Genomic DNA, 15,886 nt, shown 5'->3' on the forward strand with positions numbered 1-15,886 from the left:
ACACTATTTGCTTTTTGATACCTTTTACACCCTTACTCTGTTTACTTAACTGTAATTTTTATCTTTTTTGTCACCTTTCCAGATTTAACTGTGATGGTAACGGTTCCTTTTCTCCGGCCTTTAACCACGCCCTTCGAGCTGACTGTTGCAATCTTCTTGTTGGAAGAACGGTAGGTCACTTTCTCCTGGGAAGTGATCGGGCTGACCACTGGTTTTAAAGTAACACTCTTTCCTTTCTTGATGGTCAGTTTTTTCTTGAGGCCGCTGATCTTCGTAGTCTTTACCTTTGCAGTCTGGACTTTTACTTTCAGAGTCGCTTTCTTTCCACTCTTTAAGGTAACGGTGATCTTTGCCGTTCCTGTTTTGGTTCCGGCTTTGATCTTTCCGTTCTTATAAACGGTCACGATCTTTTTGTTGCTGGAAGCCCAGGACTTTATGGAATCTCCATATGCCATGGAAACTTTCACTTTCGTAGTGGTCTGTTTCCGCTGCAGGGTAAGGGAAGATACGTTCAGTTTTATGGCCGCCTTTAATTTGCTTCCATAATTCCGTGTCTGTTTTTTACCGCAGAGGGAACAGGTTCCTTCCTGCTTCGCCGGACGGAATACCGTAGCTCTTGCCGTAGTTTTCCAGGTGTATTTATGCGTATGTGCAATTACAGGAATCGTTTCCGTCTTTTCGTATCCGCAGACCTGGCAGGTATATCTCATCAGTCCGGTTGTCTTATAAGTAGCAGCCTTGATCTGCTTTCCTTTTCCATAGGAATGTTTCTGGTAGCCACCCTTTTTCGTATTATCCGTGATGTCACATTTTCCGTACATGGCAACACACTCATGCCAGTGGGCATCCTTATCAAAATTCCATTTGCTGTCCCATACATGGTCATGTTCCAGGGTATAATCATCGGTATAATGGAATACGATCTCATCCCCGTCTTCCAGGTACTGCTCTTTTACTCCAAGATCTGGGTGGATTCCATTTAAAGTATACATCCAGCCGGAGTTCTGTCCATTGGAAAATTCTGCAAGCTCCTGACCATCCTTCGTGATTCCCGCAATGTAGGTTTCATCCCTTAATGTACGGCAGCTCATTCCATTCTTGGCAAGCACTTCTTTTAAGAGTTCCAGGACATTGGCATTTCCGTCGATTGTGTAATCTTTTGCTGCAATCCAGGTCTCCAGATTTCCTTTTCGCAGGGTGTGTTCCTGATTCTCCTTTGCACTGCCATGAACAGAGTCTCCGAGAAGCGTAAAGCTTACCGTGATCGTACCGGCATCTTTTTTCAATACCCTGACGGTCAGTTCCACGAATGCTTCCTTATAGGAAATTTTCAGTTTCTGTTCCCCGCGTTTATCCTTGTTATATCCCTCTATGGTAAGATCTGTCAGCGAAAGTTCCTGTCTGGTTCCATCGCTGATCACAGCAACCACTTTCATTCCACTGAGATCCAGGTCCTCCCCAAGGTAAAACTCTGTCCGGTAATCACCAGTCAGCTCCAGGGAATCCACATAAACACGCAGGCCTTCTGTAGAGACCAGTTTTTCCTGGTCTGCCCCCAGTGGATCATCCGTCCGGTTATATCCGGTCTGCCATCCGCAGCCTTCCACCTTCGGGCAGCTGGTGGTTTCTTTTTCTGTATTGACATAAGTGGCTCCGCTTGCCGTCTCATGGGTCAGACAGTTGGTATCAATGTATCTTACAAAACCGATCCCTTTATCTGCCCCGCAGTCTTTTGCATAATAATTGTTGGTGATGTCATCGATCCGGTTCAGGCTGTCATAAAAACCAATGATACCTCCTACATATGCTGCGTCTGCCTTTGTTGCCTGTACCTTTCCTGTAAAGGAATTGTTCTTAAAGGTATAAGTGCAGTTGTTCCAGGTCTGTGCCACATAGAGGTCTCCACCAAGGATTCCTCCCACCTTGTCAGAACCGGTGATGCTTCCCTCTGAACTGCAGCTGTTGATAGTTATCTTGCATCCGTTCGGGGCTGTAGAATTGTCATAACCGCCACCTGCAATACCACCAGCCACTTCACTGGAAGCCTCTACGGTGCCATAAAATTTACAGCCGATCACAGAGCAGTTGCCCATGGCATTGTCCCTGGTTCCGATAATACCGCCTACATAACTGGTTCCGTAAACGATCGCATAACTTACACAGTTTTCTACTGTACCCTGCATACGTCCGGCAATGGCCCCGATCTCATTCTCATTTCTGTCATATCCGATGACAACATCTTTCTCAATCGTACAGTTCCGTACCGTTGCCTCAAAGGCTGAAGAACATCCGGCATAAGGGCTCATCGTCTTATTCGCACCCAGAAGGCCGGATTTCAGGGTACTGGAACCACTTTTCAGGGTAACATTGTCGATCTCAACTGCCATTCCGGAAAGTCCCACACCTTCAAAGTTATTGACAAGGCCATAACCGGCAATCTTCTTTCCATAGATGTTCAGGTTACGGATCCTTGTATTACGGACATAACCAAAGAGAGGCAGCCCGCCCTCCGGTACTGTTACAGTATGGTTATTTCCATCAAAAATACCGCTGAATGCATTAAGGTTCTCGCCATTTTTCAGGTCTTTCCTTCCATCCTTAGTCACACCGATAGGCTTCCATCCAGTTGGCAGGGTGATGTCTTCCGTAAGCTGGAAGTATGTATTTTCAAAGGAAAATCCCTCTGTATTTACTTTGTCCCGCAGTGCTTCTACATCTGAAGCTGTCTTAAGGAGATATGGAGAGCTTTCACTTCCGTTTCCCTCCCATGGGAGAGGAGCTTCTGTGACGGTGACACAGGCAATATCCGAACAGATCTCTTCACTCGATATCTTTACACCATCACCATTTATATATGCTAGAATATTTGTTTTTACTTTACAGTAATAGTAAGTTATTCCTGTTTCTTTTATTTCTGGACTATATGTATTTTCAGTCGCTCCAGATATTAATATTCCATCTTGCGTTGAATTTACTCTATTTTGATACCACTGATACTCTGTTTTAACGCCAAACTCGTTAGATTTTTGTACAACTATTTCCAATTTTTCTGTAATAGGGATTCCCTTGACATAGGTTGTGTCTTTAGGCTGTTGGAGTATTACAGGCTTATCTGCTACATGTGGGTATACTCTTGCTGAAAAAACGTTACTTGTCGCAGTATAAAGATGTGTATTTATTTCATAAGAAACAAGGCATCTATAGTATCTAGAATACTGTGGCTGAGTTGTATTTATTGTGTATGAATTTTCAACTGCATTCTCTATTTTATCATAATCTTTAATATCCGAACTTGCACTTGAACTTACATACCATTGATAAGAAAGTTTTCCTTCATTTTCCTGTAAAACAGAAGCTTGCACTATAAACGGCTCAGCTTTCTCGCCTTGCATAATCCCTACTCCATTTGGCTCCCTGTTATCAGTAAGTATTGGAGTATAGTCAATTTCCCCCGACTTTATGGTAAGCGTATATACTGTATCTTCTGAAACATACTTTGCATCATCTTTTTTTAATGTTATGACAGCTGTATACTCCGAATGACTATTCCAATCAGGCGTGAACCGCAAAGCCCCACCAAGTGGTCTTTGAGTAAGTTCAACACCATCCATCGCAATCAATTCCGGATTTTCCGCAATTGAGCCATAGCAGTCATTGTCACTTCCGGCAATGTCAATATATTCCGTATTTTTCGGTACAGTCACCTCGAGGTTTTGACTTTCTGTAGTATCCTGCAATCCTGTAGAAAGTTCGTGTCCCCAGGAATCACTGACTGTCAGCTCATTTAAACGTGCTTTATAATGTATCGGAACTTCAACAGATTGTAAAATATTTCCATTCTTTCTTACTTCAAAGCCAATAGAAAGAATTGCTTTTGAAGAATATTTCACACTCGTATTTTTTAATAGAGTTGAGGAATCCTGTGACAATTTCACTCTTTTTACTGTATCATCCAATGGACTGGTGTAAACTGCATATAAAGTACAACCCTCTGGAATGCTTTCCATTGTACTTACATTTACATAAAACTCGCCATGACTGAATCCTGTTGGAAAGTTAAATGCTTGTGTCCCATCAAAAGTGTTGACTGATTCCTCTTTTACCTCAGTTTCACTTTTTTTAATGCAAAGTTCAACGCCGTTGATATAATCGCCTTTATCACCCTCATCAGGAACAACTGTGACGTTTGCATATGCTGCTGAAATCGCAGTACTCTCTGTCCCATTATTATTGATTTGTTTTTCTGCTGTAATAAAGTAGGGAGTTTCTCTTGCTTCCAGCACTGGAAGTGTTACTTTTCCCTCTGCATCTGTTATAATGTTTTCCTGCTTTTTTCCATCTATATAGATAGACGCTCCCTCGCAGTTTGAATATGCACGTCCGGCATCATCTTCCTGTCTGAGTCTGAGAACGATCGGCTGTCCTTCTGTAACTGTCTGTTCTTCTTCTGTAAAAAATGCAAGTTTATCCTGGCCATTTTTCTGTTGGATAAAAAAATGCATTTCGTCACCATTTTCTACAGTTCTTCCAAGCGCAGAACCATAATTGGCACTGTTACGATTTAACGAAGACTTAATATATGGTACATTCTTTTTGTCATATCCCCATAACCGATAAATCACGCCATCAAATATACCTGCGTCATCCGCGTGGTAATCATACCCAGTTTCTGCTCCACCTGGGTAATACAAGTCATGTGCTGCTTTCAAAGCATCGTCCATGGTATAAGAAGACTGACCAGTTAAGGTCACGGTGCGTCCTGCCATTGGATTTCCGTCTTTATCATTAAGAAATTTTCCATCTTTGCTGATACTGACAGTTACCTGTATTTCTTCTTTTGCAGTACCATCTTCGGACTGGTCTGTTCCATCACTGAAAAGTGCAGTACTTCCATCCGTGAATTCATCTTCATCTGTAAATTCACTTACGCCAGATTCTTCCATATCAAGATCAGAACTGGTATCAGTTTCCTCTCCTACGTCAAACGAATCTTCCGTTGGAATCTCTTCCTCGATATCAATCTGGTCTTTCGAATCTGATGCTTCTTCTACATCGGTTTGATCACCTGATGAATCACTTTCTTCTGAAATATCCTGCTCATCTGTAAAATTTTCTTCAGATAAATATGGCGTATTATCCACCCATTCTCCCGCAAAGGCATTTACAGGGAGCTGTAATGCAAGAAGAAAAACAAGTAGCCATCCAGCTATCCTTTTCCACAACTTTGTTTTTTTCATTTTGTCCCTCCTTAAAAAAAAGCTCCTCTTCCTCACGGAAGAAGAGCTCTTCAACTCTTAATTATTTTACCTTGACAGTCACTTTAACGGATTTAGATCCGGATTTTACTGTTATTTTTACAGTACCTTTTTTCTTTCCAGTTACAACGCCCTTGGAAGAAACGGTTGCAATCTTTTTGTTGGAACTTGTATAAGTAACCTTCTGACGGGATGTGAATGGAGTTACGACTGGCTTCAGTGTCACTCTCTTTCCTTTCCGAACAGTTACATTTTTGGATACTGTGATTTTTGAGGTTTTTACTGCTGCTGTCTGAACTCTTACCTTAACGGTCTTCTTCAGTCCACTGGCAAGGGTAATCTGCAGTTTCGCAGTTCCACTCTTTTTGCCAGTAATCTTGCAGGTTCCGTTAGACTTGCCTCTTACTGTGAAGATCTTGCTATTGGAGGATTTCCAGGATTTTACAGAATCACCTTTTGCAAGTCTGGTAACTTTAAGTCTGGAAGTAGACTGTTTTACTTTTAAGGTTACAGTAGAGGCATTAAGAGTTGCTTTCGGTGCAAGCTTTTTGCCTATATTTCTGGTTTCACTCTTATTGCATGCAGAGCATTTTCTGGTCTGAACTTCTGGTTTAAATACTGTAGCTGCTGTTGTTCTTTTCCAGTTGCTCCACTTATGTCCTGTCGCTTTAATAGTTTCGGTCTTTGTTTCGTTGCATCTGCTGCAGGTATAAGTAAGAGTACCATCTGCTGTACAGGTTGCTTTCTTGGTTACTTTGGAAACAAAATCATGTCCAAGTGCCGGAATCTCCTGTACATCCTCTTTGGCATCACAGGCTGTACAGTGTTTGCTCTTTTCACCAGCTTCTGTGCAGGTTGCTGCTTTATCTACCACATAATCCTCGGACCATGTATGACCAGTAGCAGGAATCGCATTTTCCTCTGTCGGATAAGAATAGTGTTCTCCGCATACTTCGCAGACACCAACTTCTTTCCAGCCGTTTTCTGTGCAAGTTGCATCTTTTGATTCTATAGCATCTGCTTTGCAATGAACAATAGTTCCCGCTGGAATTGTCGATCCTGACCAATTTGCAGCCGGAATCATAGAATCCCATTGTTCTTTTGTTCCAGTATAACAAGCTGATTTCAGATTTGACTTATTAAATGCATTTCTTCCAACACTAGATACATTTTTAAAGTCAAAAGCCTTTATTGCTGTCTTTTGAAAACATTTCATCGGAATGTTTTCAATATTGCCTTCACAATTAAATGTGATTAATGATGTGCAACCATCGAATGCATTCATGCCTAATGATTTAATACCTTTTACAGTTACTGAAGTTAATGATGTACATTCTGAAAAAGCATTGTCTGCTATTATAGTTCCCGCATCATCCAATGTAATATTTTCCACTCCAGTTTTCCAAAAGGCAGCAGTACCAATCTCCTTAACATTATTTAAATTAATATTTTTTAATGTCGCAACTTCTCCAAATGCGGAAGCAGCTATTTTTGTGACACTAGGAGATAATTTTACCGTTTCCAAATTATCATATGCACCCGCACGGCCATTATTAAAATTGAATTCACCAATTTGAGTGATTTCCCCTTGAATCTCTATTGTTTTTACATCATTAAGCTGTGATCCATATTTATTGCGCCACTCACTGGTCCATCCTGATTGCTTATAATCTGGCAATACCACAGGTTTTTCACTTTTTAAATATAATGTTTGATTATTCACATCATATTTAAAAGATAACCCCTCTACTTGTTCGGATTGTATCCAGTCATTCGTTTCCGATTCGTTTCCAACGAATTCCGAAATATTATTACCGTCATCAAACAGTTCTATAGAATCATCTTCCGTACTGTTTAAGTTCTCAGTATTCTCCATAGGTAGATCAAGCTCTGCTGATTCATCTACAATTTCAAAATTTTCACCATCAGATGTAACTATTAAATTTTCAGATTCATCACTGTTTTCAAAATCAGCATTGGTATCTTCAATAATATCTATTTGTTCTGCTGCCAAAATAGGAGTTGGCACACTTAAAACCATAGACAAAGACAAACAATATACTAAATATTTTTTTTTCATTACAGATTTTATTCCTCCAAGATCTACAATTACCAATCAAAACGTGTAGTATCGTAACTTAATACGATAGAAAACTCATTTGTTGACGGTACTTTTGTTCCACCTAAAGTGGTCTCTGGATAGGAAGAAGTATTTTTCAATGTAACATCATTACCCGGATACCACATCCAAGAAGTGCCTTCCCATGTAGCATGAATCATGTTTCCTGCACTATCATACTGTGGGTTTTTATTTTCTCCACCATTAGCTCTAGCATATCCCTCGACAGCAAATGCCGTTAAATATTCTGGATATTTTGTGTTCCAAGAAGTTTCCAACAGTCCTTTAGATTGTGCTAACAAAAGTGCATCTTTATAAGTTCCATTTGAATCCACACCTGTTACAGTGACTACCGGATTAGTGATTCCAGGAATCGGTTTCGGAGTTCCTAAATAAGTGTTGCTACTTGTTCCCTGCTCCCATTCTCTGATGTAAACATGCATTGTCGCTGCAGAAGCCATTACTGTTGAACCAAGCATCATAACAACTGCTAAAATGACTGCTGATAATCTTTTGAATTTTTTGCTCATACCTTTTTCTCTCCTTTTCTTTTCAGATGCTCATTTTTCGTAGTTTCTCCTTAGGACAGCGGTTTCTGTCCCGTACAGATCACGAGTCTGGACCTGCCTTTCTCCTCCTCTCCCGTATTTGGAATATCCTGGTGTTCTGGGATGTGATGGTAACGTGCAGTTTTTCTTGCAAAAAAATAAGCCGTACCCTACGCATGGCACGACCCAGTCACAAAATACCCGTGCCACCCTGAAACCGAGGGCTTATGCACAACATTATAGAAATAGACCTGACTTGTAGCTTTTGCTCATCACAGTAGCGTTCCTGTGTCGGATTCTCACCGAACTTCCTATATATGAGTCTTTGACGAACCACTCATATATAAAATTCCTACAATATTACCTTTCTTATAGAATAACTTTTTTTCCATATTTTGTCAATCATTTTGTCTTGAAATAATACAAAACGTCATTTATTTTTACAGACAAGTTTCGAGAAAAATCGACATTTTTACTCTATTCTAAAGATAGCACAAACTAACATCTTTTTCTTTTTCTGCGGTCATATTCCGTTAAAAATACCATTTTATGCCATTTTTTGCAACAAAAAAAGGCCTTTCCAGGACAGTGTTCTGTCTTAGAAAGACCTGAAATTCAAATTGCTTTACCCTTCAAAAATCTGTTCTGCTTTTTCCTCCTGTTTTTCACACCATATGACCAGACGTTTGGAGGCATCTGTTCCACAGGTAGAAAGCAGAAGCGTTGGAACTTCCTCCTGCGTTCCAAGTAAGAAAGCATCTCCATCTGCCGGTGTATACTCGCATTTTACGATCACAAAAATCCACACACCTTCATCCGGAAGATAAAGATAGAGGATCTGGTGCTCTTTTAAAAATTCATCGTCAAGAAAATTCCGGAGTCCACGGAACATGCTTCCATCTTTCATATTGTGACCATAAATGATGTTCTTGTCATCGGAAAAATCGGCATTGTTATCGGAATCCAGGAAAATGGCCCCTGCCACATGTTCTGTCTTCTTAAAAGTATGTGTCAGGTAATAGGAGTCATCGTTTCCCTGGACTACCGGGTAATCAATGCTGGTATCCGGGATCCGGATCCATGCAACGATATCCGGATTGATCTTTTTTAATGCCTTAAAATCAACCACGGTCTGTTTCCCATCGCTTCCGTCTGTTCCTTCTGTGGGGTCATCCTCATCTGTTTCCTTGACGTATGTACGCAGGTCTTCATATTCCTGCACACCTTCCCGGTACATAAAGTAAATGCCAAAACCAGTACATACGCAAAAGCTGAGTACCATCAGGCAGACTGCCACGATCATGATTTCTTTTATGTGTCTCATACAAACCTCCGATTATTCTTCCTGGAAAAAGGGCTGCCGGTAAATCGAGCAGCCCTGAACCGTATTCCTTAATTTCCTTTTTTCTTCTTATACCAGATCACGCCGCCAATGCCGCAGGCAGAAAGGACTGCCAGAAGGATCGGAAGCCAGATGTTGGTGCTGTCCCCTGTTTTCGGGCTGTTTCCTGTCGGTGTGCTGCCGGAAGGGGATTTGGTGTTTTTGATCTCTTTTACGATCTCGATCACCTTGGTTTTTCCGTCTTTGTATTCAAAGCGGATCTCTTCTTTTTTGCTGCCAAGTTCATAACCATTTGGTGCTTTGGTCTCTACCAGGATATATTCCACGGTTTTCTCTACTTTTCCATTTTTATAAGTAGCAATCGGAAGTTTGCCGCTTGTCGCTGTTCCGGTCTTATCCGTTACCAGTTTTTCTACGACTTTTCCGCTTTCCTTTTCCCGCAGTTCAAATTCTGCTCCTGAAAGGGCTGCCTTACTGGTGGAATCGGTCTTTTTGATGACCAGTTTTCCATACGGATGTGCGTCCTTCATTTTGACTTTCTGGACTTTTCCGGTATCTTTTACCGTAAATTTCACATCTTCCGCAATGAGGTATCCATCCGGGGCCTGCTCTTCACGAAGGGTATATTCGCCTACCGGAAGTTTTTCGACCATATGCGGTTTATCCGTGGACGTCCAGCTTTCAACTTTCTTTCCATCTTTATCCAGGATGATCAGTTTTGCTCCCGGTACCTCACTGGAATCCGTAATGTCTTTCTTGCTGATTTCCACTTTGGTCACATCATCAAGCATCTGGTGTTTCTGTACTTCTTTTGTGTTTTCGACGGTAAATTCAATACTTTCCGCAGTCACATAACCATCTGCCGGCTTTGTTTCTGTCATCTTGTATTTCTTTCCTACGATAAGACCCTTGATGATATGTGCTTCCTCTTTGGATACCCATTCATCCACCGTATTTCCATCCTCATCTGTTACCTTTAAGGATGCTCCCGGAAGTTCTTTTTTGTCCGTCAGGTCTGCTTTGGAAAGTTCTACCGTAGTCTGTTCATCTTCAAAGGTGAACGCATACTCTGCAACACTGGTTCCACTGCCCTGGTACTCAAAAGTGAATTCCTGCGGTTCCTGGTCTGTCACATAGCCATCCGGGGCGGCAAGTTCCTTAATGTAGTACCTGCTATCAACCGGGAGATCTGCAACAAACTGGATCTTTCCATCCTCATCTGTGGTCTTCAGTTCGATCAGGGTGTCTTTCGCAAGGAGTACTTTTCCTTTTGAAGATACGATGTCGTCTGCTGCATAGAGGCCAAAGATTGCCCCGGAAAGTACTTTGTCACTGTCCTTTTCTTTTTTCAGGACTTCCACCTGTATCCTCTGGCGCGCATTCTGCCAATCGGCACTATAAGTAACCAGAGGTGTATCCTGGTCACGGTATGTAAGATCCACATATCTTGGTTCATTATCCAGAACGTAGCCATGTGAGGTCTCTTTTTCCACGATGTAATAGCGTCCAAGCGGGAGGTTATCCATCTGGGCGATGCCATTTCCATCTGTTGTAATGGAGCCGACCAGTTCATCTGCCGCATAATAATCTGCACTTACCCCGTCTGCTGCACGGATGGCTTCTGCCGCGTAAACATTGAAGGTTACATCAGTCAGGTTTCCAGTCACATAGTTGAACAGGTGCTCGATCATGCCTTTTGCATTGTCAAGAAGGGATACGCTGTCTAAGAATTCCCCTTTCTTGTTTACCAGAAGTCTTGCTACCGGGACTTCATCTTCCATTTTGACTTTCTGTACTTCTGCAGTATCAGAGATCGTAAACTCTACGTCTGTTGCACGTAAGTAGCCATATGGTGCAAGCTCTTCACGCAGAATGTAAGTTTTTCCAACCTGAAGTCGCTTGATCACATGTGAGGAATCCTTTACGGATGTCCAGGAATCGATCACGTTGCCGTCCTTATCCAGTACACTCATGGAAGCCCCGTCAAGTTCTGTTCCGGTCGTGATATCTGCTTTTGTTACTTCTACCGTTGTCGGCTGGTTTTTCTTCACGGATTTTAATTTGATCGTTTTTACGTCCTGGCCCTGGTATGTGGCATCAAATTCCAGGATCTCATCGGAAGATACATAACCCGCCGGCGCCTGCAGCTCTTTCACATAGTATCTGCCAAGCGGAAGATCCAGCGTAAACGCTGCCTTACCTTTTTCGTTGCTTGTGATCTCCTGAAGCAGTGTATCTGCTTTTACAATCACCTTGTCGCCGGAAGAAATTGCTTCTTTATTGTATAATCCAAAGGTTGCACCTTTTAAAGCCTTTCCGGTCTCGGCATCCTGTTTTTCCACACTCAGCTCTACTTTTTGGCGTTCATTGGAAAATTCCAGTTTTTCTTCGATCTCCGGTGTGTTCTGATCCTTATAGATAAAGGATACTTCCTGACTGTCTGGATTTAAGACAAATCCGGACGGTGCTTTTGTTTCCTTCACACGGTATTTTCCAAGCGGAAGATCTTTGATCACAGCTTCCCCATTTTTATTAGTGGCCACTGTTTTTACCAGGGTATCCTTTGCATAGATCACGTGGCGGTTTCCCTGCTCGTCCACCTGATGATCCGGTGTAAAAATATCTTCTGCTGCGTAGATTTCAAATTCTGCCCCTTCCAGGGAAGTTTCTTCGTATACAAAATCCTTTTTAAAGGATTTTAAGGTTTCACCGGATTTATGGATCACCAGTTTACCTTTGACCGGATGGTTTTCATAGGTCACGGTAATGATGGCATCCCCGCTGACAGAATCCATCTGATAAGCTGTATTCTTGTCAACTTTGATCTCCACATACTGGGTATTCTGGGTGTAGCCATCCGGCGCGCTCACTTCCTCGATCCTGTAATTTCCGCATTTTAAGGATTCCGGAAGGATCAGGTAACCATTTTCGTCCGTAAAATAGGATTTATGGACAACCGTATTTGGATAGGTCGTTACCTGTTCCACATACTTTTTCGCATCCAGGTCGTACACTTTGAATTCTGTATTGGCAAGGAGGACCGGCTGTTTGGTCTCATCATCCTGTTTCACGATCTTAAGCTTTGCTTTGAACTCATCGTCCAAAAGGACTCTCCATACCTGCGGTGTGCTGCTGTTCTCGGTTACGGTTACGATAAAATCATCTACCGGCATAAAATTATGCGGTGTTGTAGTCTCACGGACAATGTAGCGTCCATAAGGAATCGGGATACTGCACGCATAGCCGCGTTCATCGGTAAACATTTCTGTTTTTCCGTCTTCCGTAAGAACGATCGGGGTCGCATTTGTAAAGTCATAGCTTCCATCGTCTTTTACAGTCAGGCTGCTGATCAGATAAGCAGAGAATCCGGCACCTTTTAAAAGATCCGCATCGGTCTTATCATTATCCGCTGCTTTGATCAACTGGAACGGCTGTTTGATCACGTCTTCTTTGGAAACGGTATTTCGTTTTACCGTCTCTACCTGGTCTCCTTCGTAGTCGCAGTTTACATCATGCTCCTCTTCATCCAGAAGATAACCTACTGGAGGCGTGATCTCCTTCAAATAATACTTTCCAAGATACAGGTTGCTTACGCTTGCTTTTCCCTCTTTATCGGTCGTCAGGGTAGCTACCTGCTCGTCCTTTTTATAAAGGACTCCGCTCCTGCCATCCGGATGGTTAATGTCTTCCCTTGCATAGAGCCCGTAAATGGCTCCTTCAAATACGGCATCTCCCTGTGCGCTGTTTCCTGTCTCGCTGTCTTCTTTTACCAGGTCGATCGTTGCATTTACACGCTTATTTGTAAAGGTATGGCTAAAGTTTACCTTTTCTTCCTTATCATTGGTAAACTTAAAAGTGAAGGTGTAAGTATTCTCACTGTTTCTAAGGTAAAGTTCCGGTGCCTGGATCTCCCGGATGCTGTAGCTGTAATTGATCGGAAGTTCCGCTTTATAAGAAGCTTTTCCATCGGCTCCGGTCGTTGCTTTTTCAATCAGTGTTCCTTTGGGAACAACGGTCTTACCATCAACTTTGATATCTTCTGCTGCATACAGCCCGTAAATACCTCCGGAAAGCGGATTTTTGGTCTCTTCGTCCTGTTTTTCCACACGGACAGCGGCCTTCTGGCGTTCATTTAAAAAGGTGGCACTGCCGGTCTGCACTTCTACGGTCTGGCCTGCATACACAAGCTCAACCGTCTTGGACTCTCCTTTGCATACATAATTATCCGGAGCCTTCGTCTCGGTTACAGTGTAGGTGCCAAGATAGAGATTCTTTAACGTAACGTTTCCGTCATCTCCGGTAACCAGATTATCCTTGACAAGCGCACCTTTTTTATAGATGAGGGTGCCATCTGCCGCCTTGATATCTGCACCTGCATAAACACTGTAAACGGCTCCTTTCAATTTCCGTTTTTCGTAGGTAAATGTCACACCATTTTCCGTGACGGCAGCTCCAGTGAGCACTTCTCCTTCTTTATAAATGGTGAGTGCACCTTTTTGCTCTTTATCTGTTAAGTTCTTGGAAGCGGTCTGCCCTACGACCAGTTTTACCCCATAGGCTTTCGTATCCAGCACATATCCGGACGGGCCTGAGATCTCACGAAGGTAAACGGTATCCTGTGTTTTGGTGATCTTTACTTCGGATTCCCCTTTTGCATTTGTTGCCGGCATTTTTTTGATAAGTTTCGTGCAGGCTTCATCTGCATAGATGCCGTAAACGGCACCTGCAAGGAGCGCGTTGCTTCCCTTATCTTTTTTGATGATCTTGACCGTTGCTTCATCCGGCCAGTCTACCTCCAGGTTCAGCTCCAGTGTATCGGTATAATATCCAAATCCGATATCCTGGCTGTTCGCCAGCTTTAAGAGCATGGCATGGAAATTAAGCGGATAGTTGGATGTGATCGCATATTTTCCTTTCAGGCTTCCAATATTCTGGGTGGTTGCTTCCAGATGGAATTTTTCACCGCCCTTTACGCTCACATTTCCGGTCCCGGTTTTCCCTGTCGTCTCATTTACAAGGGAGACCCCGTTTTCCAGATGGACCGTGATCACAAAAGCTGCGTTTGCCTTCCATGTGAAGGTCGGGCTCTGGTTTCCATTTGCAGAAGCACTGAGCCCAGGTGTCAGCTCCATGGTCGTTGGATCCGGCATCTTTGCAAGGGCTGCCTTGATCTCTTTTAACATGTTTTTGGCAGTTGTCGAAAGGGAGCCGCCAAATCCGGATTCCCCGTCATATAAATAATCGACCAGATAATGCTGCATTGCACGGGTCTCGGAGGAACAGCCGTATTTTTCCATGATGGATTTGATATTATAGCCGTTGAATGTGCCGCCCCATCCGGGACCGCCATATCCGTAAAACATGGCCTTCCTTAAATAACGGTCATCGCCGCCTTCATCCAGTTCGACCATATTTTTATAAGTCGTTCCACTTGGCGGGGACTGTTTACTGTGCTGCATGCAGTATGCATAGACGGTATAAGTCTTTCCGCCTGTTTTGTAACGGATATACTTATAGGAATCATTTCCGCCCTGTCCCATAACAGAATCAAAAGGATGCAGTTTTCCATCTGAATAATAGTAATAGGTATTAGCTTCAATGTCTGTTGAATCATCCCACAAGTCTCCATCGGAAGCTGCCATGGTACTAATACCGCCCTCAGCCTGGTCATATAGCACACTTAATGCAACATCATCTTCCGGCATCTCAAAGCTGAAGGAATTTGTTCCCTCATCGTAGCTTACTTCTGCATACAGAAGATCTTCGGTATTCTCTGTCTGGTTTGCTTCGACAAGACTTGTTCCCACTGCGATCAGGCTTCCCTGAGGGATATCACCGGAAAAGTTGACCGTATCCCCCGTCTGGTAACGTCCGTCCTCGTGGTCCAGTTCAATATTGAATTCATTTCCCTGTACGATGTCAACCTGATGGCTTCCATCCTCTGTTTCCTCATCGGAAAATCCTTCTGCTTCCTCTTCTTCTGGCTCCTCCGTTTCTTCCGGCTCTTCCAGAGTTTCCGGGGCATCTTCCGGGCTTATAGTCGAGAGGACGGGGTCTGCCTCCGGTTCGTCATCGCCGGTTTCCTGTTCCTGGCCGCCATTGGATCCGTCTGTTTCTGCTTCCCTTGGTGTCACCGTAATGTTTCTGGCAACCAGATAGGCTTCCCCCGATGCGGGCGTAACAAGATATACGCATTTATAGGTCCCCGCATGGTTATAATCAAATACAGTCCCGTCTTCCATTGCTGCTTTTTTCAGTTCCACATGGTCTCCTTCAGAGAGTTTCAGTCCTGTAAAATCATTCTGGATATCAAAGGCTTCCCCTTCGGTAACCATAAGCGCAAGTTCCGGATCAGCAACAGTTTCCTCGATCAGTTCCTCCTCGCTTTTCTCTGTCTGCGTTTCTGTCTGCGTTTCTGTCTGTACCTCGATCTGCGTCTCGCTCTGTGCGGAAACGCCTCCCACCTCAGCGGCGGATACTGCAGAAGCTCCCGTCTGCAAGAGCGTAGTGCAGCACAGAGCAAAAGCCATCGCACCCGCCATCCATCTTTTCTTCCAGTTTTTTTCCAAGTGCACGTTCTCCTTTCATGATCGCTTTTTTCCCTGCAGTTTTCTTTTGGTCC

At 43.1% G+C, this 15,886-nt stretch carries 5 protein-coding genes and 1 riboswitch; all 5 genes read right to left on the reverse strand.

The features are described 5' to 3' along the window. Positions 1–41: 41 nt before the first annotated feature. The 5 genes from LI112_RS11140 to LI112_RS11160 all read right to left on the reverse strand — a co-directional run bounded on the left by LI112_RS11140 (position 42) and on the right by LI112_RS11160 (position 15,833). Positions 42–5,237: an Ig-like domain-containing protein gene (locus LI112_RS11140; RefSeq protein WP_227190731.1), complete on the reverse strand. Its 5,196-nt coding sequence runs from the start codon at positions 5,235–5,237 to the stop codon at positions 42–44. A gap of 61 nt (positions 5,238–5,298) precedes the next feature. Further along, positions 5,299–7,335: a leucine-rich repeat protein gene (locus tag LI112_RS11145; RefSeq protein ID WP_195967885.1), complete on the reverse strand. Its 2,037-nt coding sequence runs from the start codon at positions 7,333–7,335 to the stop codon at positions 5,299–5,301. A 29-nt stretch (positions 7,336–7,364) separates the two neighbouring features. After that, positions 7,365–7,904 carry a hypothetical protein gene (locus LI112_RS11150; RefSeq protein ID WP_161284348.1) on the reverse strand — a complete coding sequence of 180 codons (540 nt, stop codon included), beginning with the start codon at positions 7,902–7,904 and terminating at the stop codon, positions 7,365–7,367. A 217-nt stretch (positions 7,905–8,121) separates the two neighbouring features. Beyond that, positions 8,122–8,249: riboswitch (adenosylcobalamin (AdoCbl) riboswitch) on the reverse strand. Between the two features lie 298 nt (positions 8,250–8,547). Continuing rightward, positions 8,548–9,246 carry a class B sortase gene (gene srtB / locus LI112_RS11155; protein ID WP_161284350.1) on the reverse strand — a complete coding sequence of 233 codons (699 nt, stop codon included), beginning with the start codon at positions 9,244–9,246 and terminating at the stop codon, positions 8,548–8,550. A 68-nt stretch (positions 9,247–9,314) separates the two neighbouring features. Next, the gene (locus tag LI112_RS11160) at positions 9,315–15,833 is read right to left on the reverse strand and encodes a SpaA isopeptide-forming pilin-related protein (RefSeq protein ID WP_227190732.1); all 6,519 of its coding nucleotides are present in this window, start codon (positions 15,831–15,833) and stop codon (positions 9,315–9,317) included. Positions 15,834–15,886: the final 53 nt, after the last annotated feature.

The sequence above is a fragment of the Blautia sp. 210820-DFI.6.14 genome (assembly GCF_020558815.1).
GTDB classification, from domain to species: Bacteria; Bacillota; Clostridia; order Lachnospirales; family Lachnospiraceae; genus Blautia_A; species Blautia_A obeum.

What these genes read in the sequence shown, in the direction of transcription:
- LI112_RS11145 (WP_195967885.1), bottom strand. Translation starts at nt 7,335, where the DNA reads ATGAAAAAAAAATATTTAGTATATTGTTTGTCTTTGTCTATGGTTTTA.
- LI112_RS11150 (WP_161284348.1), bottom strand. Translation starts at nt 7,904, where the DNA reads ATGAGCAAAAAATTCAAAAGATTATCAGCAGTCATTTTAGCAGTTGTT.
- srtB (WP_161284350.1), bottom strand. Translation starts at nt 9,246, where the DNA reads ATGAGACACATAAAAGAAATCATGATCGTGGCAGTCTGCCTGATGGTA.
- LI112_RS11140 (WP_227190731.1), bottom strand. Translation starts at nt 5,237, where the DNA reads ATGAAAAAAACAAAGTTGTGGAAAAGGATAGCTGGATGGCTACTTGTT.